Annotated in this window: 21 protein-coding genes, 1 tRNA gene and 1 pseudogene; 13 read left to right on the top strand and 10 right to left on the bottom strand. The window is 60.4% G+C overall.

The genetic code is table 11. From position 1 onward, the window contains the following. Window positions 1-216 precede the first annotated feature (216 nt). Complete coding sequence (locus tag ACH34S_RS08895; RefSeq protein ID WP_395951987.1) at window positions 217-873, top strand: hypothetical protein; 657 nt, start codon at window positions 217-219, stop codon at window positions 871-873. Between the two features lie 581 nt (window positions 874-1454). On the opposite strand, the gene ACH34S_RS08890 is transcribed toward ACH34S_RS08895, so the two are convergent. From ACH34S_RS08890 to ACH34S_RS08880, 3 genes are read right to left on the bottom strand one after another with little or no spacing between them, the layout of a single operon-like run. Further along, a complete protein-coding gene (locus tag ACH34S_RS08890) occupies window positions 1455-2210 on the bottom strand; it encodes a restriction endonuclease (RefSeq protein ID WP_395951986.1) in 756 nt (251 codons plus the stop codon). A 12-nt stretch (window positions 2211-2222) separates the two neighbouring features. Beyond that, window positions 2223-3134, bottom strand: coding sequence for a nucleotidyltransferase (locus ACH34S_RS08885; protein ID WP_395951985.1), 912 nt, complete (start codon window positions 3132-3134; stop codon window positions 2223-2225). A gap of 9 nt (window positions 3135-3143) precedes the next feature. Further along, window positions 3144-3764, bottom strand: coding sequence for a hypothetical protein (locus ACH34S_RS08880; RefSeq protein ID WP_395951984.1), 621 nt, complete (start codon window positions 3762-3764; stop codon window positions 3144-3146). A 112-nt stretch (window positions 3765-3876) separates the two neighbouring features. Between ACH34S_RS08880 and ACH34S_RS08875 the strand changes: the two genes are divergently transcribed. Next, window positions 3877-4707, top strand: a complete 831-nt coding sequence (locus ACH34S_RS08875; protein WP_395951983.1) for an alpha/beta hydrolase — start codon at window positions 3877-3879, stop codon at window positions 4705-4707. Here the strand turns inward: ACH34S_RS08875 and ACH34S_RS08870 are convergent. Continuing rightward, window positions 4684-5961: an XRE family transcriptional regulator gene (locus ACH34S_RS08870; RefSeq protein ID WP_395951982.1), complete on the bottom strand. Its 1278-nt coding sequence runs from the start codon at window positions 5959-5961 to the stop codon at window positions 4684-4686. The genes ACH34S_RS08875 and ACH34S_RS08870 overlap by 24 nt on opposite strands. Window positions 5962-6460: 499 nt before the next feature. On the opposite strand from ACH34S_RS08870, the gene ACH34S_RS08865 reads away from it, so the two are divergent. Next, window positions 6461-6928, top strand: coding sequence for an ATP-binding protein (locus tag ACH34S_RS08865; protein WP_395951981.1), 468 nt, complete (start codon window positions 6461-6463; stop codon window positions 6926-6928). 100 nt (window positions 6929-7028) lie between these two features. On the opposite strand, the gene ACH34S_RS08860 is transcribed toward ACH34S_RS08865, so the two are convergent. Together ACH34S_RS08860 and ACH34S_RS08855 are read right to left on the bottom strand one after the other, a co-directional pair. Continuing rightward, entirely contained in the window at window positions 7029-8327 is a 1299-nt protein-coding gene (locus ACH34S_RS08860; protein WP_395951980.1) for a hypothetical protein, read from the bottom strand. Between the two features lie 16 nt (window positions 8328-8343). Then, a complete protein-coding gene (locus ACH34S_RS08855; RefSeq protein ID WP_395951979.1) occupies window positions 8344-9747 on the bottom strand; it encodes a hypothetical protein in 1404 nt (467 codons plus the stop codon). A gap of 815 nt (window positions 9748-10562) precedes the next feature. Between ACH34S_RS08855 and ACH34S_RS08850 the strand changes: the two genes are divergently transcribed. The 8 genes and pseudogenes from ACH34S_RS08850 to ACH34S_RS08815 all read left to right on the top strand — a co-directional run. Beyond that, window positions 10563-10772 carry a hypothetical protein gene (locus ACH34S_RS08850; RefSeq protein WP_395951978.1) on the top strand — a complete coding sequence of 70 codons (210 nt, stop codon included), beginning with the start codon at window positions 10563-10565 and terminating at the stop codon, window positions 10770-10772. A gap of 7 nt (window positions 10773-10779) precedes the next feature. Continuing rightward, entirely contained in the window at window positions 10780-10980 is a 201-nt protein-coding gene (locus ACH34S_RS08845) for a hypothetical protein (RefSeq protein ID WP_395951977.1), read from the top strand. Window positions 10981-11006: 26 nt separating this feature from the next. Then, complete coding sequence (locus ACH34S_RS08840) at window positions 11007-11153, top strand: hypothetical protein (RefSeq protein ID WP_395951976.1); 147 nt, start codon at window positions 11007-11009, stop codon at window positions 11151-11153. Window positions 11154-11489: 336 nt separating this feature from the next. After that, complete coding sequence (locus tag ACH34S_RS08835) at window positions 11490-11666, top strand: hypothetical protein (RefSeq protein WP_395951975.1); 177 nt, start codon at window positions 11490-11492, stop codon at window positions 11664-11666. Between the two features lie 266 nt (window positions 11667-11932). Beyond that, entirely contained in the window at window positions 11933-13840 is a 1908-nt protein-coding gene (locus tag ACH34S_RS08830) for a type IV secretory system conjugative DNA transfer family protein (RefSeq protein WP_395951974.1), read from the top strand. A gap of 190 nt (window positions 13841-14030) precedes the next feature. Continuing rightward, window positions 14031-14783, top strand: coding sequence for a replication-relaxation family protein (locus tag ACH34S_RS08825; RefSeq protein ID WP_395951973.1), 753 nt, complete (start codon window positions 14031-14033; stop codon window positions 14781-14783). Continuing rightward, complete coding sequence (locus ACH34S_RS08820) at window positions 14780-15820, top strand: DNA-methyltransferase (RefSeq protein ID WP_395951972.1); 1041 nt, start codon at window positions 14780-14782, stop codon at window positions 15818-15820. Before ACH34S_RS08825 ends, ACH34S_RS08820 begins: the two co-directional genes overlap by 4 nt. Window positions 15821-15909: 89 nt before the next feature. Next, window positions 15910-17109 (top strand): annotated as a pseudogene (locus tag ACH34S_RS08815) (recombinase family protein); the annotation flags it as partial. A 156-nt stretch (window positions 17110-17265) separates the two neighbouring features. On the opposite strand, the gene ACH34S_RS08810 reads toward ACH34S_RS08815, so the two are convergent. The 3 genes from ACH34S_RS08810 to ACH34S_RS08800 all read right to left on the bottom strand — a co-directional run bounded on the left by ACH34S_RS08810 (window position 17266) and on the right by ACH34S_RS08800 (window position 19689). Further along, window positions 17266-17655 (bottom strand): hypothetical protein, encoded by a 390-nt coding sequence (locus ACH34S_RS08810; RefSeq protein ID WP_395951971.1) that lies wholly within the window; start codon window positions 17653-17655, stop codon window positions 17266-17268. Window positions 17656-17809: 154 nt separating this feature from the next. After that, window positions 17810-17885: transfer RNA gene (locus tag ACH34S_RS08805), tRNA-Glu, on the bottom strand. Between the two features lie 73 nt (window positions 17886-17958). Beyond that, the gene (locus ACH34S_RS08800) at window positions 17959-19689 is read right to left on the bottom strand and encodes a metallophosphoesterase (protein ID WP_395951970.1); all 1731 of its coding nucleotides are present in this window, start codon (window positions 19687-19689) and stop codon (window positions 17959-17961) included. A gap of 32 nt (window positions 19690-19721) precedes the next feature. On the opposite strand from ACH34S_RS08800, the gene ACH34S_RS08795 reads away from it, so the two are divergent. Together ACH34S_RS08795 and ACH34S_RS08790 are read left to right on the top strand one after the other, a co-directional pair. Continuing rightward, on the top strand, window positions 19722-20063 hold the full coding sequence (locus tag ACH34S_RS08795; RefSeq protein WP_395951969.1) for a metallopeptidase family protein: 342 nt from the start codon (window positions 19722-19724) through the stop codon (window positions 20061-20063). 133 nt (window positions 20064-20196) lie between these two features. Continuing rightward, complete coding sequence (locus ACH34S_RS08790; RefSeq protein WP_395951968.1) at window positions 20197-21537, top strand: MFS transporter; 1341 nt, start codon at window positions 20197-20199, stop codon at window positions 21535-21537. A gap of 41 nt (window positions 21538-21578) precedes the next feature. Here ACH34S_RS08790 and ACH34S_RS08785 read toward each other — a convergent pair whose 3' ends face one another. After that, a complete protein-coding gene (locus tag ACH34S_RS08785) occupies window positions 21579-21917 on the bottom strand; it encodes a PspC domain-containing protein (RefSeq protein ID WP_395951966.1) in 339 nt (112 codons plus the stop codon). Between the last annotated feature and the right edge of the window lie 195 nt (window positions 21918-22112).

Raw genomic sequence — 22112 nt, 5'->3', positions numbered from 1 at the left:
CTGGTGTCATGTGAGGCGTCAGTTACAACTCGCACCTTTGCCTGGAGCAGTCCATCCCGCCTCGGGCCGTGCTCGCCCGATTCATCGAAGGTGCCCCGTCTGTTGAGACGACGGCGCCGAGATGCCAGCCGAGGCGAAGGGGCGTTATTCGGTAATGGTCGGCTGCTGAACTCCCAATCTAGGCTATAACCAGGAACAGAACGGAAGGGAAGCGCAGTGCCGATCAATTTCGAGAAGCGGTCGGGCGTGATCCTGGACAAGAAGTCCGCCGGCGAAGGCGTCGGCGTCCAGCTTGCCAAGAAGGCGTCAGGCCTCGTCACGGCCGAGCTGCGTTGGCGCTCCGGTGTGGGGGCAAAGCGGTCCGATCTGGACCTGTTCGGCTGGGTCGTCGGCCCGGACACCAGGGGTCGCAGAGGTGGCCTGAAGGGAATGTTCAGCGGGATGTCCGATGGAATGGCGGAGGTGATCTATCACAAGAACCTCGGGTCGCTCCACGAGGCTCCTCATGTCGAGCACAGCGGAGACTCTCGCGTCCCCGGCGTGGAGACGATAAGAGTCGGATCGCTGGACGTGATCCGTTACGTGCTTTTCGGGGTCTACCAGGCGTTCGGCAACGGCGCGGGGTCGCTAAAGAGCTTCGACGCCCACGTGGTCGTCACCGACACAGAAGGTAACGAGACGCGGGTCAACCTGGCCGAGAGTCACCCTAATCGCTATTGGGTGACGGTCGCTCTGGTGGATTTCACACCCCCGCAAGGGTACGTCGTGAGACCAGTTGAGCAGTACAGCAGGCCCGGAACCGAGAAGTCGCCGGTCCTATACGCCGACGGTCGTGTAGCGATGAACGAAGGTCCAAGGTATCTGCTCAAGTAGCACACACAACGGGCGAGGTCAAACGCACGCCGGCGATTTCGCGTCTCACGCTGAACGACCTGCGCCCTTCGGGTTGTTACCGCTAGGCCACGAATTTTAAAATGCCTGGTCTCAGTAGCTGTAACGAGCCTGAGTTTGCATGCCTCTGGAGACGGGGCAGCTGTTGACTCCGCCCTCTGCAGAACCATTCTCGTAGGTGCCAACCCCCTACCAGGGCCGCAACTACCAGCTCTTGTGCGAACCATGCCCCGCGCGTGCGGGGCCGACGACGAGCGGGGCGGGTGGACGGTGCTGGACAGCGGACCATCCCCGCGTGTCCGGGCCGACGGCCGAGATCGTGGGCACGCGGTGCGATGTGACGTCTGCGGCGATCGGGCCCGGGAAACTGAACCGAGCGCCGGTCTGCTTGGTACACCTGCTGGGGGCGCTTGCTAACCCCTCGTGGGAGGTGCAACGCCTCCTGAACATAGCAGGTGAGTGGGAAAAGCGTGCTTCGGAGTCAGAATCAGACCCGAAGGTAGCAGCAAGACGCGAACGCTCGGGCGAGGCATGATCGACATCTTGAGGGAAACACTCGGGATCTAGGTATCAAGGAAGTCCCACTCGCTACCAAGGGCCCAGCGCAAGGCTGATAGCTTCCCATTGATCATGCCCCACTCGAAATCGTCGTAGGGTCCGAGGTTATCTTCACCCCAACGCTCCCGAACACGCTGAGCCGCTTCGTGCGAAGTCCGCCATAGCTCGGGAGTTGGTTTCGGTGTCTGGCCATTTTCGACCCGATAGACCCAGTTCAAATGCCGGTTGTACCAAACACGGTCGAAAAGCTCCTCCTCGGCCAGCAAGATTTCACTGTCGTTGCGAGCAACATCAAACAAAAATCGGCGCACTAAGTCTTCGTGACCGAGAAGCATCCGCTCCAGTGTGGGCCGTTCCCAATACTTAACTCTGAACGGGGGTCGATTATTTAGCTCGTAGTCCCGAAGAAAATCTTTGGCCCCATTAGCCAGAAAGCCGCTCACGATGAAACAAGCCACATGCGGCCGCTCTGCAGTTGACCACGCAAGAAGGTTTTGAAGCTTCTCGGCCGGTACACCCTTCTTATAATGCTTGCAGTCAATAAACCAATCTTCCAAATGCTTAGTGCCATCAATATCTTGGCGCTCATGTTGGGCTACGATGTCACGCCCTCTATCCGCTGGGCTCCCGCGAAGCGCCGTTCCTTTGCGCCAGTCGATATTAACGAAACCCAGTTCACCGAGGAGCTCAAAACAAAATTCCTCGAACTCGGTATTGTCGAGGACATCTAGGTTTTCCAGCGAGAGCTTTTTCTTGGCCATTAGAATATCTACCTACTCAAAGCCCATCTCGTTCCAGGCAGCGTCAGCGAGCCTATGCACCTGCTGGTGCGTCCAGTCGCAATCCCCTCGAAACAAGTACTTAAGCTCGTGAACTTCATGCCAGTCGTTCCAATCACCAGACGCGAGAGTGGAATTAAAGATGCGAGCCAAGACGGCCCGCATATCCGCCTTATAGGTTGAATGGCCGAAAGAATCATCAGGGACATTGTAAACCAAGCACTCGATGAGATACGAAGGTAGCGAATCCTCCAGAAGTCCATCATCAACCAGTCGGGTCTGTAGGCGCTTGAGCGCTCGTGTCATCCTCTTGTATCGGCCACCAGTACGGAAACCAGAATTCTTATCCTTGCCGTTCTCAAGTTGTATGCCAGGATAATTATTGATGGGCCATCCACTTGAAGGAAAGATGCGCGCACCCTGGTGGTACACGGGTTCACCATTCTTGATGCGGTCGTATCGACGATATTCCCAACAGGGAACCACGTCGGCAGGCAGCGTCGTCTTCTGCTCTCGCACGCGAAAGGCGATTCGTCCTGGCTTAACAGCACTCTTGCCAAACGCGACTTCGAGAGCGAGGCGAATGTCCCGCTTGAAGTCAGCGACAGAATACGAGTCAGTCGAGCTAACGACGCCCACACTTGAATCTGGCATACCCTCAAGCTCAAACGCTAAATCGGAATAAAAATAGCCCCGATACTCGACAGCAATATCTACGTCATAATCCAATCGCACATTTGTGTTATTGGCGTAAGACCCTTTAGCATAGACAACATAGTCGCGATCCTGCAATGGCTCATGGGACTTCAGGGCATCGCGAATCTGCTTCTCGGTGCGCTCTCGCTTACTGTCTTCGTGGTCGCTCGGTGGAGCGGCACTGTTACGCAGCCAGGATTCCCAGTCCATCAAATCCTCCTATGCAAGCTCCGTAGAAGCTTTATCGAAGCTTCCGTAATGCTTCTTACTTGCCCATGCAACTTGAAATGTTCCCCTTGAGCGTCGATCAGTCCAATACTCACCAGCTAGCTCATGCGGGAACAGGTCATCGACTTCAAGCTTTGCGCCACCGCTATGAATAGAACTTCGATCCCGTACTGCGAGACCCGGCACGTTACTGTAGTGATAGTACACCGTGAAGTCGCCAGAACGATTCGACTGCAACAGTGAGGAAATCGACCGCGACCGGCTTTCTGCACTCAACAGCGTTACAGTAATATCAAGAAAAGTCTGCTTTATTACAACGAAGATGTCAATTGGAGCATGGGGCGCTTCAGATCCTGATGCGTCTGGACGCATGGAAGTAAGCGTCCCTCTCCAAGTGCCGTTAAGGTTTGGCCTACGCACAAGGGGGGCTATGAGCTTCAGCTTCCAGAGCCAGTGGTCATAAATTGCAAACAATGCAACGATAGCTAGGGGCAAGAATCCAAGAATCTTGCTACCCGCACCGGGCAACCGAACACCTGCAATGAAAAGGGCCACAGACCAGACCCCAGTAGCAATGTAGACGGCAATAGTGATTCTCTTGGAACCGCCCATAGAATGATCTCCCTTATGTGTCATATTATAACTCTAGGCTTAGCAGTCGTGAAGTGTGAGTGCTAGTACGCCATCCTCGCCGTAGATATAGCCGGTGGCCTATGATTCTTCCATGAACCACGGCCAGGCTGCTATCACCTTCGCTGCGCGCGATGGCCTCCAGCTCCGGGGAACACTCGTCACCCCTGACGCGCCCCAGGGAGCGTCAACCGTCTTCGTGCATGGTGGAGGCGTCACCAGGGAGGAAGGCGGCTTCTTCGGCCGTCTGGCGCTTGGCCTGGCGGCTGCTGGCCTACCGTCCCTCCGCTTCGACTTCCGCGCCCACGGTGAGAGTGAGGGGCGGCAAGAAGACCTGACCATCGGTGGCGTCGCCAACGACATTCGGGCAGCAGTGGAATTTATCTGCGCTGAAACGGGTAGTGAGCAAGCCAATATCCTCGGTGCAAGCTTTGGTGGTGGCATCTCCGCCTTCTACGCCGCTCGTCACCCTGCAACAGTCCGTCGGCTCGTGCTCATCAATCCGCTACTTAACTATAAAAAGCGCTTCGTAGACGATAAGCCGTATTGGGATGCTGACCACATCAACGAGGAAGCCGGGCGGGAACTTCTTACGCATGGCTTCGTGGCGCACTCGCCAAGCTTCAAACTGGGGCGGGCACTCCTCAACGAATTGTTCTATCTCAAGCCGCACGAAGAACTTGGCAACATCACCGCGCCAACGCTCATCGTGCATGGTACTGGCGACACCTTTATTCCAGTGCAATCTTCACGGGATGCCGTTAACCGTTTCGGTGGTAACGCTCGACTGATTGAAATAGAAGGCGCGCAACATGGCATCGCCGTTCACGACGATCCGCAGTACGCCGACCCGCAAACGCAACAGTGGCAGGCTGAGGCCATCCGCACTATTGCCGACTGGCTACGACAAAATAGCGTGGCGTAGCTCGCGCACGCTTTCCAGCTTGCCCCAAGGTTGCAACTCTCCAACGAGGCGCAAGACTTCCTGATGCGTCCGCGCGGAATTTGTCTCGCGTGCCAGCGTCAACGCTTCGAGGCCAGCGGTGGCAGCATCATCAGGTGAGTGATCAGCCAGCAATGTGCCGCTCTTGAGCGACAAGAAGTAACCGTAGTCGCGTCGTGAAAAAGCTTGTGGCGAAAGCCAGTACTCATACAGATCAAGGGCGCGTGCCGGCTGTCCCACTTCGGTGTAACAGATGGCCACCTGCAAACCGAATAGGGCAGCATCGTAGTGGGCAGCGATGCCGGATGCTTCCTTGTCCTCGGCAAGCAGCTCCCGAGCACGATCAATCTTAGGCTCAACCAAAGAAATATCCTGGCTCAGCATGGCATGGCCACGTGCTTCTTGCTGGGCTGCTTCGGCTTGGACTCGAAGCGGCAACTGCCAGGGGCCTTCTTGGGCGGCTTCGGCAAGGGTGAGCATTCTTAGGGCATCGCGTTCGCCCCAAGCGGCTTGGCTCTTTTTCAGCAGCACGTAGCCTTGCATCGGGAAGTCTGCTGACGCTTGCGCCCACTCAACCGCCCGATCACGCCAGTAGCCCGCAAGTTCTGGCATGGCAATATCACGGTAGAGCCAGCCGATAAATTCCGCCACCTTTGCGCCTACACGCAGCAGTGAGCGGCGAATCTCCGGCTTGGCCTCTTTGGCAATCTCCTCGATAGCCGCCACCAGGCCAAGGGCCATCGGGATACTTTGCTTGGGGCCGCGCGTGCGGTCATTGGCGGCACAGTCGGCAAGGCGCTGCTCGAAGTGGCTTACTAGCTCATGGTCTGCGTAACGGCGAGCATCGTTGAGTGCGGCTGCAATGTGTTGTAGTTCTTCAAGCCCAATCGCAGGCAGCGTCACCGCTGCAAGGCCACGCTTTAGGAAAGTGCGGCGCAGAATCTCGCTCATGCGCTGCCACTCGTCATCTGGCGACTGAAATTCGACAGGCGGCTCGGGGATTGGCGGCTCATACTCTGGCGTTTCCTCGTCCGGCAAGGTAAACCAGAGTAGTTCAGCCGGAATCCTCAGTGTATGCGCCCAACGAATACATTTGTCCAAATCCTGGACAGGTGGGCCGCCCTCGATCCGGCTGAGCTGTGACTGGGTGAGAAACAGCCAACCGGCGGCAATGGCTTGGGGGATGGGCTTCCCGTGGTAGGGATGGGTGCGGAAGGCTTTGATCACCTTGCCCATGTGGCGAGTGGCCAGGGCGGTTTGCATTTCGGCTGTACCCCAAAACCAGGCAGGCACATCCGGCGCACCGAACAAGACATTTCGACTCTTACGCTGGCAAGCGGCGCAAAGCTGGGCGTCGTTGTCACGTGCCAGCCGTGAACCGCACTGCGGACAGTGGCGCTCTGGGGGAAGCGGCTCCATGCCCTGACCTCGCTTCGCTGCAAGCGGCTCGCTTACAGGCAGTCTAGCGACGTTACTAGGTCAGGTGACACAAACTTATGCATCGGCTTCATGCGGGCTACGCATGACGTGCATGGGGAGCTGCGGCCTCTGAGCTGAAGCTTAAGGCCATGAAGCGCACGGCTGGCGGACACGGATCACGGGAGGGGGTTCGCCAGCCGTGTAATGACGCAGAGCCAACGCCGTCCCCGAACCAGCGACCCCGTAGCCGGTGCTGGGAGAGCATTGCTCCGGCGTTGGCCCTGCTGCCAAATCCCCGCAAATTAGTAGGTGCCCCATGACCGACTGGCCGTACCACACCGATCTACCCCTAGCGGCAATGGCAGATGCCCCCTACTGGGCAAGGCGGCACATTGAGGATATTCTCCCGAAGTGGGGCGCTGGCTCGCTCGTCATGAACGCCCAATTGGTGGCTACCGAGCTAGTGACCAACGGCGTAAAACATTCGGGTGGCTCGATGGAGCTTCCAAACGTCGTTACTACTGGCGGACGGGCAGTGCCCGCGAAGTCAGTCTTCCCCAAGAAGGGCGAAGGCGTCAGCGTGCGACTGAGCCTTTCCTATGGTGAGGGCCGGCTGCTGATTGAAGTGTGGGACAAGAGCGAAACCCCGCCTGCCGAACAGTTGCCCGACTTTGTGTCAGAGAGCGGGCGAGGCTTGTTTGTGGTGAGCGCCTTTTGTGAGAAGTGGGGATGGTACCTGGCGGAAGGCGGGGGGAAGGTAGTGTGGGCGGAGGTGGCTGCGTGATCGTAAGGGCAATGAGAGCCCGGCAACGACGCGGTGACAACGCCACGTGGCCTTGCTAAGGCCGCAAAACTACGACGCAAGCGCACTTCTGTTCACGGACTCATTCACCCTTATGATCGTATGTCGGAGTAGGCCAAGGACGGATTGCCTTCGACGGCCCACCCTTAATTGGTGGTGTCGAGACCGAGAAAACTTGGTCAGCTACGAGAGTGCGCTTCCCAGCCTCTTCTCGGTATAGCTTGCCAACGTAGCAATACGGCCCATCTGGCGGAGTAATGCCAATGCAATCTGGGACGACAAGCACCATGCTTGTGCGCGCGTCAAGAGGACGCACCATCGTTGCAGGCTGGTTTCCTTCCTTTACCCATTTATCCCAATCTAGCCGCCAGACGGTGGGAGGACTTACAAGCACCTGCTTTGTTTCCTCACTTTCCTTGGTTTCATCGCATGTCCAGGATGCGATCGTGGCGTGAAGCTTTCCATCAAAACCCCACCACATATCTAGAATATCAAGCCCGCTCTTGCCATCTTTGTATCCTGGAGGCTCGATGGCTGATGAGTCTGAGCCAATCGATTCTTGCCGTGAAGGCGTATGCACGTCAACTGCGAATGCTTGTGTGCACTCCCCAGGCCTAATTGGAGCCGCTAGCGCGAACACCTCCGACCCATAAATGGTATGCTCAGCGCCAGTTGCGAGCATATAACTATTCGATGTTGAGTAGAGGGTGTTGTTCAGAACTTCCAAGCCATCTGAAGAGAAGAAAGCCATACGTGGAGAATCCCCTAGAAGATTCACCATCATATGGTTTCGAGTGTTGGCAAGCCAGGTACTCCCTGGCAGTCCGTTGTACTGCTCTGTATTCAGTGGCTGCGATACGCCGGGAGAACCTGAGTCAAGATCGAATAGCCAAACCTTTTGCTCGTCGTAGCCTTCGTTAGTGGTATGCACAGCAGTAGCAAGCACCGTATCATCTTCAAGCGTAGCGAACCACTTACAGTCGGGACAGGGGAGCCGCTTTTCGGTGCCAGTCTGCGTATTGATGAATCTCAGCTCTTGCTTCGACTCATCGTAGAGGCCGGCACTGCCAGGTAGAAGTCCCGCGTCGGAGAGAAACACAACGTACTTGCCGTCATGAGTCCAAGAAATCTGGTTAACAGCATAATTCGCCGGATCAAACGCACGGCTTGTTCGCCCCACCACCTGGCGGCCCCGCATCACGACCAGTTCTTGGCTGGTAGCGTAGGCATAAACCGGAGCTTTAGACGGCGGGGTTGATTTTGGTGGGGCGGTGTCACCCGAAGAAGGGTCTCCAGAGGAGAACCGAAGGACTCCCAGGGTGGCACCAAAGACACAGAGGCAAAACGCCACGATGATTGCCGCGAGCTGCTTCCCCGTCATGCCACATCCCTTGAGGCTAGGGCTTTCTATAAGTAGCCGGATTGACCCGCTCCCAGTTGCGCACGCCACCTCTATCGAAGACGGCGTAAGCGGCTTGGTAGGCCGCGTAGGGTACGCCTGGCTTAGGTGACGGCGCTGTGGCCGTTACCTCGAACGGCTTGCCGTGATAGCTAATATCTTGATACTGCGGCCCGTCGGGCGTGGACATGACGGCGCGCAGCCGGAACTTGCAGGCATATTGCTTGGTATACGCCCCGACGCTCAGCGTCTCTTCTTCGCCTGGCTTCAAGGTGATGACCTTCGAGGCGAAGTAGTTCCTGTCGAGCGGCTTAAGTCCTTCCATTGCGGTACTGGCCATCTCTTGGGGAATGGGATCGCGGTCATCCAAGTCAAAAGCCAAGCCAATAGTGTCACCTTCGCCCTGTTTGAAGCCCTGGAAATAGGTGCCTGTCAATGGACGGTTGCACTCCTTGATGACCCTCACGTCCGTGATGCGCACTACCCCCTTGGCGTTGCCTCGCACGGTGATATTGGTGAAGCCAAAATCGACAGCGGCTCCCTTGTGGTCGGTGTACCACTTGGCGAACCCTTCCGTGCTTGGGACGGTCAGATCATTGAAGGTAGTTAGTTGTTCCTGCGACATGGTGAGTTTGCCGGGAAGTACAAAACTGCCGTCACCTGATTCGCTGCGCATCTCCGTAATGCTGCTGATGTGGAGCGGCAAGGCAGAACTAGGGGCTGGTTTTGGGCTGGAGCCGGTAGCGGGCTCGTTTGAGTTCTGCCATTGGCTGTTGATGATAAATGCCGCCAGTACCGCTACGGTTGCACCGATCGCCAAGGAAGGAAGCGCTATGTAGATGGTGCGTTTGGAGACTGTCTTAGGGGGTGAAGGAGGCGTGCTGGTCGCGCTGGATTCCTTAGTCTCATCGTTGTTCATTCTGAGCTTAGGAATAACATCCTCGGGCATGGGCGGTGAGGGTTTGCGGCGAAGTTCTAGCCAGAAGGTATCTATGGCTTCGTTCAAGTAGCGCTGGATAGTGCTTTTCGATGGTCCGGTTTTCGCGCCACGTCCGCCTAGCTCGGGCCGCTTGCCCAGATCTTCCTGCCGGGCTGACAGGTTGCCTTTAACAGTACGGCCCTCTTTATCCGCCAGATTGAAGCAGACTTTGACGACGGCCGTCCTAGAGTTTGAGGGCATACCCTCAAATAGTTGCTCGACTTGCCAAATCACCTTGGCTTGCACCGTGGCCGGCGAATCGTGCTCAAGGTCAATGTGCCATAGCTCGCAAAGTTCCTGGCTGAGTATGCCCGACTTATAAAGGTCTAGCCGTTGCACCCCAAGCCCGTTGGTGAGTGTTTGGAGAGATTTCCATAGTGGTGAGGTTCTGTCTGCCTTCTCAGGCAAGGCTTCGTCTTTCATGCGACCCCCCATAACCCCTGCCACCTGGAACCGATCGAGTATACCTCTGGTGAGCCCATATCTCCATTGGCGTAACTGGATAGTTATGTTACAAGTAGAAGTGATATGCCAGAAGAAGTTCATAAACCTAGTGACCCAAAGGAAGGTGACAGCAGTTCAGCCGAACCAGAGGAATACGATTTTGGTTTGCCCGATGGAGAATTCGACTTTGGCTTGAAGGAAGGTGAAGAGTACGACTTCGGGAGGTACATTCCTGAAGGGGCACCCCTTGATTTTGGCGGGAAGGATCGCGCGGGGTCTACATCGGCCGAGGATAACGAGCCGACACCCCCAGCTCCGCGACCCCCTGAAGCCAAGTAGCCCAATGACCACACTTTGACCAGTCATCCCGCCACCTGCGGAAACTCGTTGACTACTGGTCATACTCTTCTCAGTCCCTGGTCAATCGGTGACAGAGCCCTTTCTATTGGGCAGTCTCGAAGTTGCAAGGCGTTGGGAGTGCGCACCCCCTTCGCGCCACTGGCCCGCAGGGGCAAGAGCGCAAGGGAAACCCCATCAATGCTCGGCACATTCTTACCGTGCCTCGCGACAGCCATCACCACCTTGTTTCTGGGGTGGGTACTGACCGGCGTTGCGGCTACGGCTTACAGCAATCAGGTCGTCAAGCGCGTTCGCAAAAGGCTTCATCGCCGTGAAAGCGAGCTGGCCAACTGCCGTCGTCGTATTCAGCATTGCGAATACTGGCAATGCCCGCTTCGAGTGAACGGCGGTGATGAGTAATGCCCCGTTCCTCTCTATGGGACATTCTGCTCCGGGTGGTGGCCGTGGTTGCTGGTCTCGCCCTAGTGGGCATCGTTCTTCGACTCATCGGCGGGATTCTCTCGCCGGTGCTGCCTCCTGAATTTATGCAGGGGTTTCGTTCCGGCTGGCATCTGTTGTACAGCACAGCCGGCCCCGCGATTCCAGCCGCTATGGCCATCGCGATTCTGCTCGCAATCCTCTTCGTCGTGATCGGAAGGAGGTGAAATCCTTATGTTCACCAATCCATGGGATGAACTGAACCGGCAGGCCAATCAAGGTTGCCTTTTCATCATCGGGCTGCTGGGGCTGTGCCTGTTCGGTGTGTGGCTGTTCCTCAAGATCTGGCCTTTCCTTCTCGTGGCGCTGGTGCTGTACGTCGGGTACCGCGTGACGCGATTCGTACTCAAGCAGCGGAAGCAGGAGGCTCGATGACGTTGCCGCGAAGGACGCGTATTCAGATGGTCGGCAACAGCGACGAACTCATCCGCCGCCAGACCGAGGAGAAGCTCAGGAAGATTCGCCGCCTCGTAGCGGCCGCCCAACGAGGCGGCAAGTCCCGTAGCCAGATGGTGGACGAGCGGAGCGAAGGAACCGCCTCCGAGTAGTGGGTACGACTGCCCACCGATTCAATCCGGTGGGCAGTCATATCAAATCTTTTTGTCTGGTGTTTGATCAGAGGCCAGCACCAACAAATCGGTGTTGTTAGATTGTAAATTCTACTTCTATTTCTCAGAACCTGCTTGCATAGTTGGAGGGAGGTGGTTGGGAACATCAACTAAATCGCTGGGTCGAGCAGGCATCATTTATCAGCTACCGGACTCTCGCGAAGTGGGTATTCCAGATATTTGTGCACCACCGAGGCATCACTCGGTAGGTGTGGTTTATTGTGCTCCAAAACAGCGGGAAGTAATTCAGCACAAGCGTAAAAGGAGGGCTTGCGTATGAATCGTAATGAAAACCACTCACCAATCAAGGTGACCGCCAAGGAGCGTCGGCACTTGGCATACAAACTTCTGGCCCGTGCGGCTATCGCTCTTGCACGGGTCGAGCTGGCAAGCAAGAAGCCAGCAAATCAGACTGAGCCGAAGGATAAGAAGCGTGGGGAGGACGATCAATGAGCGAGTTCATATGGTATGACCTGCACCCACCCCGCAATCCCACCCTTTCCGCAATCACCGGCCTTATGCGCGCGCTTGCGCAGCGGTCGCCCCGGGGAATGTTGCGGATCACGCCACCGGTCATAGTCGAATCCTGGTCACACCAGGGAGAAATACGGTGGCTACTTGGGGTGGCCTCATCCCTTGGAAGCGGCTTTGTACAGCAGCTTCGGGGCCAGCTGCCTGAACTTGCGATTGTCCCGCGGGAAACACCAAGGCGGCCGGCGATGGACCTCGCGGTAGATGTTCGGCTCAGTAATATGTCGTTTCCACTGCGCCTCGATGTCGCGCAATCGGTCAGTTCGGGTGTTCTCGCGGCGCTGGGCGGCATTGCCGCCAGAGAGACGGCCGTTGTGCAATGGGTCATTGGTCCGTCCCACACCCGAGGTGGTGAACCGAAGGAGTTCAGCGTCCGTGAGGCGCTCGGCATCACCAAGCCAACCCCGCCAGATGCCGCTTTGCGGCAGGCATGGCGGGCCAAAGTGGCCGAACCGCTCTTTGGTGTGCGCTGCCGGATTGCCGCCAACGCCCCCAGCACTTCGCGGGGACACGTCATCATCCGCTCTCTTGTACACGCCTTGAGCGTCGCTGGTAGCGCCAGTTGCCAGCTGGGGGCCAGTGCAGCCACCGCTTGGCGGGCGCGGAGCGTTGCAACGGCGTACCGGCTGGGAAGCCTCTGGAGTTCAGTGGTGAACGCCGCAGAGCTGGCGGAACTGCTGGCTTGGCCCCTGGAGGGCGTTGACGTACCGGGGCAACCGCTCCTACTGGCACCAGCACCCCGGCAGTTGCTCATCCGGCCGAACGACCCACGCTTGCCGAGCAATGAACGGGTACTTGGGGTGGGCCTGCATCCGGCCGACGGGGGCCAGCTCGTCTCGGTACCCCTGGCGGCCAGTCGGCACAACGTTGTCGTCAGCGGGCCGACTGGCTCCGGCAAAAGTTCGCTCCTTGCAGGACTCATTCTGAGTCACGCGGCAGCCGGTCACGGCATCGTGGCGATTGAACCGCGTGGCGATTTGGTGGCAGATGTCTTGAGGCGGCTGCCTCCCGCTCGGCATGGCGATGTGGTTGTTATTGACCCCGCCGACGCGAATCAAGTCGGATTTAATCCACTCGCGGGGCCTCCGGAGGAAGCCGAGCGACGGGCCGACGAGCTTGCGGGCTTGTTCCGGGAGATATTTGGGACAGCGATTGGCCCGCGTAGTGGCGATGTGCTGCTGCATTCATTGCTTACCGTAGCGAGGATGTCAGACGGCACCTTGGCGGATGTGCCGGTGCTGCTCAGCAATGCGGCATTTCGTCGGCAGGCGCTCAGCAAGGTTAGCGACCCGCTTACCCTTGCCCCTTGGTGGGCCTGGTTTGAATCAGTATCTGAAGCGGAGCGGCAACAGATTGCCGCGCCGCTTTTGAATAAGCTCCGTGCATTCCTGTCGCGCCAGCCGATTCGGCGGATGCTGGGGCAACCGCAGCCCAAGTTTTCGTTCGATGAAGTATTCACTCGCCAGCCGCGCATCGTGCTTATCAACCTGAATCGCGGGGTAAACGGGCCTGAGGCAAGCCGCTTGCTTGGTAGTTTGCTGCTTACCGCAGCATGGCATGCCCTGCAGCGGCGCGCAAAGATCGCGCCAGCGGATAGATTTCCGGTGGCCTGGATCATTGATGAATTTCAGGATTACGTCGGCGCTCTCGACTTCGGCAAAGTGCTGGCCCAGATTCGCGGGCTTGGCGGCTTCGTGGTGGCGGCACATCAACATCAGGCACAGCTCAGCACCAAATTGCAAGCGGCGATGACCGCCAATGCCCGATCCCGAGTGTCTTTCCGTCCTTCGCCAGCGGATGCCAAACTCCTAGCGACCATCTACGGTGAGCCTGCCACTCCAGAGGAATTGGCACGGCTAGGGGCATTTGAAGTCTGTGCGCAGCTCTATATCGGCAACAGCATGTCGAAGCCCTTTGCGGTCAAAACGCTGCCACTGCCGCCGGCCAGCGTCGATATGCATGTGCTGCGGCAAGCCAGCCAGCAGCAGTATGCGTCGTCGGGTATCGCCGTGGATGCCGCCCTGCGCCAGCGTTGGTATGGCACAAATACACCGTCTGGTGGTGCGATCGGTACGCGTAGGAGGAACCAGAAATGACGTGTAGACACCCCAAGAAGAACCCTACCGTTCGGCCTACCGGCCGCGTTGAGTGCGCCTGCCCTTTGGCCAGTGAAGATGACACGCAAACACCAGTGACTCTCTGCCAGTCACAAGGGGTTCTCTCATGAGTGGGCGGGGTGCGGGCGGCAGAGCGGTTCGGCTGAGGGCTCGGCTCTCTGATCGCGACATGGCTGTACTTGGATCACTCTTTCGCCTGCGGCTACTTCGCGCAGATCAAGTGCAACGGTTGCATGTGGCAGACGGATCAGCGGCAACCCAAGCACGCCGCACTCGTAATCTGCTGCAACGGCTGTACGAGCTAAAAGTGATAGTGCGGTTTGCGCGCCGTATTGGCGGGGTGCGGGCAGGATCGAGCGGATTTATCTACGGTTTGTCTGGCCTCGGCCTGGCAGTCCTCGAATCGAGCGGCCCTTTTGGTGGGCGTCGCCGCACTATCTGGGAAACCAAACCGGCGTTTCAGGATCACGTGCTCGCCGTCGCCGATCTCTATGTGAAATTGGTTGAGGCGAGCAGGGAGGGAAAGGCGGAACTACTCGCCTTCGATAGCGAACCTGCTTGTTGGCGACAGTTCACTGGCATTGGAGGTGCGGTGCTTGCTTTGAAATCCGATGCCTACGTGCGGCTTGGTGTTGGCGACTTCGAGCGGCACACCTTTATCGAGATGGATATGGGAAGCGAGCGCGCCCCAGCAATCCGGCGCAAGCTGCAAACGTTTGGCGATTACTGGCGCACAGGCATTGAACAGCAAGCCACTGGCATCTTTCCACTAGTGCTGTGGCTTGTCCCAAATGAAAGCAGACGAGCAAAGATTGGCGAGGTGATTCGTCACGTGGCCCAAGAAACCCATCAGCTCTTTGCCGTAACGCTTCAAAGGGACGGTGCCGTCTGGCTGACGGCCCCTTCCGGAGAGGGGGAATGAAGTTACCCCAGCGCGGACTACCGCGCAATGAGGTATTGGTTGGCGATGCCCGCGCGCAGCTTGCCAGCCTCCCCGCTAGCAGCGTCGATTGTGTGATTACCTCGCCGCCATACTTTGCCCTCCGAGACTACGGCCAGCCTGAGCAGCTTGGGCTTGAAACAAATATCGAGGCGTGGGTACAAAATCTACTCAATGTGACAGCAGGAATCTGGCGCGTACTCAAGCCTAGCGGCAGCTTCTGGCTCAACCTTGGCGACAGTTACGCGCACCATCATCGGGAAGGTGCTTCAAAAAAGAGCCTGTTGATGGGACCGGAACGACTGGCGCTGGCCATGCTGCACAAGGGTTGGCTACTTCGCAACCGGGTGGTGTGGGCCAAGACCAATCCAATGCCGAGCAACGTCACCGACCGGTTGAGCGCAACCCATGAGAGCGTCTTTTTCTTTACGAAGTCGTCGCGCTACTTCTTTGACCTCAACGCTATTCGTGTGCCGCATAAGGACGATCGGGCGCATACGAGCCGTTACGCGAAGAGTAACCGGTCATATCCACCAAAAGGCGTATTGCCTCGGAGGACTGATCGCGGACAGAACATCAACAACGGGCTATCCAAGTTGGGTGCCGCTGATCTGCCAGGCCATCCACTCGGCAAGAATCCGGGTGACGTATGGCCCATTGGGACGGCGAGCTATCACGGCAACCACTTCGCGACGTTTCCAACGAAGCTCGTCGAACGGCCATTGCTGGCAACGTGTCCGGCGCGAATCTGCGAGTCGTGTGGGCAACCGTGGCAGCGAAGCAAACAGCGGCTTCATGGGCGGATTCTGGCAACTGGGGCGTGGCGGCCCTCGTGCGCCTGCGACGCTGGCTGGCGGTCAGGAATAGTACTCGATCCGTTCTTTGGAGCGGGGACAGTCGCGATTGTTGCCGAAACGTATGAGCGCGATTGGCTCGGGGTGGAGTTGAATCAAACTTATGCGCAGCTAGCCCTTGGGCGATTGGCGGCGTGGCGAGCTACCAGAGAATCAACCGCGTAGGGCGCAACGGGCCAGAACCATCTCCTTGGCAGCGCTGAGCAACAGCGAGAGAATAGACCTGATTAAGCACCACGGAGGAGGCTGGAAACATGAGTGACGATCTTCCGCTCTACGATGAGCACGAACAAGGCGTTACGGACGATCACCGCGAATGGGCACCTGGTTATGACGAACGGCAAGTGCGTCGCGCACGCGACAAGGACGCTCGCCAAACGCTCATTTCCAAGCTCAATGACGGAGATGCTATCGCCGAGGTCGTCGGTCGCGTTCACATGGCGGATGCAACATTGAAAGCCGCTAGCGAATCCGGCCATATCCTTCGCGTGGTGATCTATCTGCGGGTCAGTACCGAAGAACAAGCAAGCGTCGGTGGCGAAGCCGAGGGTTACTCGATTCCAGCGCAGCGTGACGCATGCCTCGGAAAAGCCCAGGCTATGCATGCGATTGTGGTTGAACACTACATCGATGCGGGAGAATCGGCAAAGTCGGCTAACCGCCCAGATTTGCAGCGGATGCTGCGTGAATTGAAGGGGCGACATATCGACTATGTGATCGTCCACAAGATTGACCGATTGGCTCGTAACCGGGCCGATGACGTCGAGATTAATGCGGCGATCGCCAAAGCTGGGGCCAAGCTTATTTCAGTGTCGGAGCCCGTTGACGACACGCCCGCCGGTCGGTTGCTCTACAACATGATGGCCGATGTTGCCCAGTACCACTCCGATAACCTCGGGGTTGAAGTATTGAAGGGCATGAACAAGAAAGCCGAAACAGGCGGCACGCCGTACCGCTGCCCGTTGGGATATCTCAATGTGCAGGAGGTGAAGAACGGGGAGATTATTCGAGATGTCATTGTTGACCCGCAGCGCGGGCCGCTGGTTCGCTGGATGCTTATGGAATATGCCACCGGCCAGTGGACGGTGATTCAACTCGCCGACGCCTTGAACGCGCAAGGACTCAAGACTCGCGGCGGCAAGAAGACAGCCGGAAAGCCCATCGCCCCACAGACCATCCACCGGTTGCTCACTAACCCCTATTTCTTCGGGGTAGTGCCGTATCGGGGCGTGTTTCATGAAGGGAAGCACGAGGCGCTTATCTCGCCGGAGATTTGGCTACGTATCCAAGAGGTGCTGCGTTCCCACAACTATGTTGGTGAAAAGACCCGCCAGCATCCGCACTACCTTAAGTCGTCGATCTTTTGTGGCGAGTGTGGTAGCCGACTGGTTTACAGCCGCAACAAGGGGCGCAACGACTACTACGAATACTTCATTTGCATCAACCGTCGCACCAAGCGGAATCCGTGCAGTCGCACCAGTGTGCGACTTGAAAAGATCGAAGCGGGCATCGCTCATTTCTACAGTGGCTTTCGTATCGCCCCACACCATGTGAAAGCCATTCAGGAAGCGGTTCGCCAAGAGTTGGCCTCTGAGCGGCAGGCCAGCGAGTCAGCAGCCCTCCGGGCGCGAAAGCTGCTGGAGGGACTTGGCCGCGAACGCGAGAAGTTGCTCCAAGCGCATTATGCCGATGCCGTACCGCTCGACCTGATGAAGCGCGAAATGGTGCGTATCACCCGAGAGACCGCCGAAGCCGAGCAAGCCATCCAGGGGGCAACCCAAGCGTTGGGTGAGCTGGATGACACGTTGGCCAGAGCGCTGGCCGTGGCCGCCCACTGCGAACAGCGGTACGTGACCGCACCGCCGAAGGTCAGACGACAGATCAACCAGGGGTTGTTCCGCAAGCTGTACATCGGGCGGGATGGTGAGGTGGAGCGCCGCGACCTGACGGAGCCGTTCGCCCAGTTGCTCGACCCGCCAACAGCGATGGCAGACGCCCAAATGCTCCCTGACGAGGCGGCAGCTCCAGGGGTGACGGTGGACTCATCCGACCGTGGCCAACCGTCCAGCGTGTTCAGGGCGCTGTACGGGGGTGGGGGCAACAACGAAGAAGATCGCCCAGGGGCGATCTTCAACGGTTTGCACAAGATTCATTTGGTACCCCCTACCGGATTCGAACCGGCGCTACCGCCTTGAAAGGGCGGCGTCCTAGGCCGCTAGACGAAGGGGGCCCGGGTGTGGCGGTGATGGTCGCCACTAGACCTGGTCAAGTGTAGAGGACGTAGCAGGGCGGCGCGCAAACGGTTAGTCGGGGCGGGTGGTGCGGGGGAGCGGGGTCGGGCTGCGGGACGGCCAGTCGGAGGGGAACTCGGACGGGAACGGGGAGGTGGGGGACGGGGGCGGGGACGTCGCTGGAGGGGTGGGTTTGATGGCCCTGTCGGGGTCGGGCTCCAGGTGGCGTTCGATCTGGGCGGAGGTCAGGCCCAGGCCGCCCAGGCGGAGGTCGTCCCAGCCCTGGAGGCGGTGGGTGGCGCGGCTGAAGTAGAGGACGGAGAGTTCGATCGGGGTGGGCTTCTCGTGTTCCAGGCCGCGGAGGCCGGCGCCGCCGGTGGAGCCCTGGACGAAGAGGCGGGTGCCGGTGGGGAGGAGTTTGGTGGAGCGGGCGTGGGCGTGGCCGGAGAGGATGAGGGGGGTCAGGCCGGAGAAGGCTTCGCCTTCGTTGGGGTCGTGGACGACGGCCAGGTCCGGCGTTGTGCCCGAGGCGCGGAGTTTCCCGGCGAGGAGTGTTCCCTCGGCGCGCATCTGGTCGGCGCCGACGAAGTCGTCGCGGGTGCTCTTGTCGGGGGTGAAGCGTGGGTCGCCGACGCCGTAGACGCGCAGGCCCTTGACCTCGCGGGTGGCGCCGTCCAGGACGACGGCGTTCTTCTCGCGGGCGACGGCCCGCTGGGTGTCCATGGAGTCGTGGTTGCCGCGGACGTAGACGTAGGGGACCTTCAGGTCGGAGATCTCGCCGGCGAACCTGTTCTCGGCCCTGCTGCCGTGGTCCATGAGGTCGCCGCTGTCGACGATGAGGTCCACCTTGAACTGGGTGGTGACGGACTTTACAACGTTCCACGCGGCTGGGTTGAGGTGGATGTCGGAGACGTGCAGGACGCGGATCGTGGACGGGTCCGGCTCGTAGGTGGGGAGGGTGGAGGTGGCCGCGTACAGCTCGGAGACGTTGCCGACGAGGCGGGCGAGCTGGGCGCGGTAGGCGGAGAAGCGTTCGACGAGGCTGCGGGTGTCGCCGACGATCTGGGGCGCGTTGGCGAGCAGGCCGGTGTAGCGGGGCTCGGCGATCGAGTGGGGGTTGAACGTCGCCCAGGTGAGGAGGGTGACGGCGACGAGGCCGAGGGCGGCGGACGCGAGGCCGAGGAGGGCGCGGCGCAGGGAGCGGAACAGGAGGAGGCCCGCGGCGAAACCGGCGAGGAGGGCGAGGAGGACGGCGCGGACGAGGAGCTGTTTCACGCCGTCGGCGAGCTGCTCGGCGATCTGGTCGGTGAGCCGGTCGACCTCGGCGTCGTTCTGGATCAGGCGCTGTGCTTGTTCGGGACGGACGTCGGTGATGCTCGCCTCAAGGGCGACGGGCCCCCAGTGGGTGTCGAGCTGGAGGGAGCCGAGGGGCGGCAGTTCCAAGGTCGTCCCGCCGTGGAGGGACGGCTGGAGGGACAGCTCGACGTCGGTGGGGCCGACCGGGGTGACGTAGCGGCCGCCGAGGAGGAGGCCGGCGTAGGCGGCGGTGAGTCCGATGGCGAAGACGAGGAGGAGGCGTGTCCAGCGGCTGGTGACGACCGGGCGGGCGCGGCGGACGGCGGGGGCGCAGAAGGTCCGGATGCGGTTGACGGCGGGGGTCGCTCGGCGGCGGACGGTGCCGAAGGGGCGGGCGATGGTGCGGGCGGCGTGGGCCATGGCGTGGGACGCGCGGCGGGCGGCTTGGGTGGCGCGGTTCCCGCTGGGTGCGGAGGGGTCGGGCGTCGCGGCGCGGGCCTTGGGCACGGGTTCCCCTTCTGTCGAGCAGAATTGTCGGCGTGATGGAGTTGTCGCGCGATGAGTTCGAGGACCTGGTGGCTGAGGCCCTCGACACCATCCCACCCGAGCTGACCGCGCACATGCGCAACGTCGTCATCGTCGTCGAGGACGATGCGCCCGAGCGCGGGCTTCTCGGCCTGTATCAAGGCGTACCCCTCACGGAACGGGGTGACTGGTACGGCGCCGTCCTGCCCGATCACATTTCGATCTACCGTAGTGAGATTCTCCAGATCTGCGACACCCCGGACGACGTGGTGGAAGAGGTCAGGATCACCGTGGTGCACGAGATCGCGCACCATTTCGGGATCGACGACCGGAGGCTGCACGAGCTCGGATACTGAGCCCTTTCCGGGTTCGGTGGCTCAAAATAGCCCGCCGGGCCGAGGAATTGTGCACTGTAGGTCACATGAAGGCCACGCAGCGTGAGTTAATGGGAGGGCCGTCCAACACCGGGCGGGCTGAACTGGAGCGAGCGTGGCGGGAAGGCAGACCGGGCGGCATCGCCGTCCGCCGGAGGAGCAGGCGACCTATCGCGAGGTTTTCGCGGTCGGCGAGTTCCGTGCCCTCTGGCTGGCGCAGGCGCTGTCGTTCATCGGCGACCAGCTCGCGCAGGTCGCGCTGGCCGTGCTGGTGTACGACCGCACGAAGTCCGCGCTGCTGACCGCGCTGGTGTACGCGCTGACCTACATCCCGCCGATCGTGGGCGGCCCGGTGCTGTCCGGGCTGGCCGACCTGTTCCCGCGCCGCACCGTCATGATCGTCTGCGATGTGGTGCGGGCGGGCCTGGTCACGGTCATGGCGGTGGTGGCGATGCCGGTCGGCGCGCTGTCGGCGCTGGTGTTCCTCACCGTGTTGCTGGGAACGCCCTTCTCGGCGGCTCGCGCGGCCCTGTTGCCGGACGTCCTGGAAGGCGACCGGTATGTCGCCGGGTCGGCGATCAACAACATCACGCACCAGGGCACCCAGATGCTCGGCTTCCTGGCGGGCGGCGCGATCGTCGCCGTGGTCGGGACGCACGAGGCGCTTGCGCTGGACGCGCTGACGTTCGGCGCGTCCGCCTTGATCCTGGTCGGCGGGCTGCGGAGCAGGGGGACGTCGCGGCGGCGGGAGCGCGAGCCGTTCGGGCTCTGGCGCGGGACGCGCGACGGCGCCCGGCTCGTCTTCGGCGACCCGGTGCTGCGCTCGCTGGTGCTCTTCGCGTGGCTGTGCGCGTTCTACGTGATCCCCGAGGGTCTCGCCGCCCCGTACGCGGCGACCTTCGGCGGCGGCGCGGTCACGGTCGGGGTGCTGCTGTCGGCGATGCCTACGGGGATGGTGGTCGGCGCGTTCCTGTTCAGCCGGTTCGTCCGGCCGGCGAACCGGCTGCACGCGATGGGCTGGATGTCGATGCTGGCCTGCCTGCCGCTGATCGGCGCGGCCCTGCATCCGCCGGTGTGGTGCGTGGTGGCGCTGTGGGCGCTGTCGGGCGTCGGCAGCGCCTACCAGCTCGCGGCCAACGCCGCGTTCGTGGCCGCGGTACCGGCGTCGGGACGGGGACGGGCGTTCGGCCTCGCCCAGTCCGGCATCCTCGCCGGACAGGGCGTCGGGATCCTCGTCGGCGGCGCCGCGGCCCAGGTGCTCGGGCCGGAGACGGTGGTGGCGCTCGCCGGCGTGCTCGGGCTGTCGGTCGCCGCGATGCTCACGCTCGGCTGGAACCAGGTCCGCGGCGGCGTCATCGCCGGCATGCGGGAGCGTGTCGAGCCCGTCGTCGTCGCCGCGCCCTCCGCGGGCGACGACGAGCTGTCCGGCGTCAGCCGATCCGCTCCCGCGCCTTGACCCGTCCCTGGCCCCTGGGCGGCTCATGCGCCCTGGCGCCGTCAGGCGTTGGCGCGGGGCTTGTTGAAGGCGTCCCGGGTCTTCTTGACGGCGTCCTGGAAGGCCGGGGAGTCGCTCGCCTTCTTGATCATGTCTTCGGCGATGGCCTTCTCGGCGCCCTCCTCGGGGATCAGCACCCAGCCGATGGCGTAGAGCGCGATCCCGGCGCCACCGAAGATGGTGAAGACGGCCAGGGCGACCCTGATGATGTTGGCGTCGATGCCGAGGAAGCGCGCGGCGCCCGAGCAGACGCCGGCGAGGATCCGGTCGTCGCGGGTGCGTCTGAGCTTCTTCTCGTCGGTGGTGGCGGCGGCGGTGGCGGAGTTCTTGTTCATGTCCATGCCCCGATCATGCCCAGTGGCGGGTAACCCTGACATCCGGATTCGCCCTGATTCATCCCTGAATGCGCCCGTGGCGGCTCAGGGTGCGGCCCCCGACGTACGCTCGTGGACGGGCCGCCCCGCGGGCGTTCCGAGCCGTTCCAGGGCGTTCCGTTGCGTCCTGGGCGGGCTCCCGGCGGGCTCCCGGCGGGCTCC

The sequence above is a fragment of the Actinomadura sp. 3N508 genome, from assembly GCF_044326375.1.
Lineage (GTDB): Bacteria > Actinomycetota > Actinomycetes > Streptosporangiales > Streptosporangiaceae > Spirillospora.
This window is presented reverse-complemented; position numbering and strand designations above follow the sequence as displayed.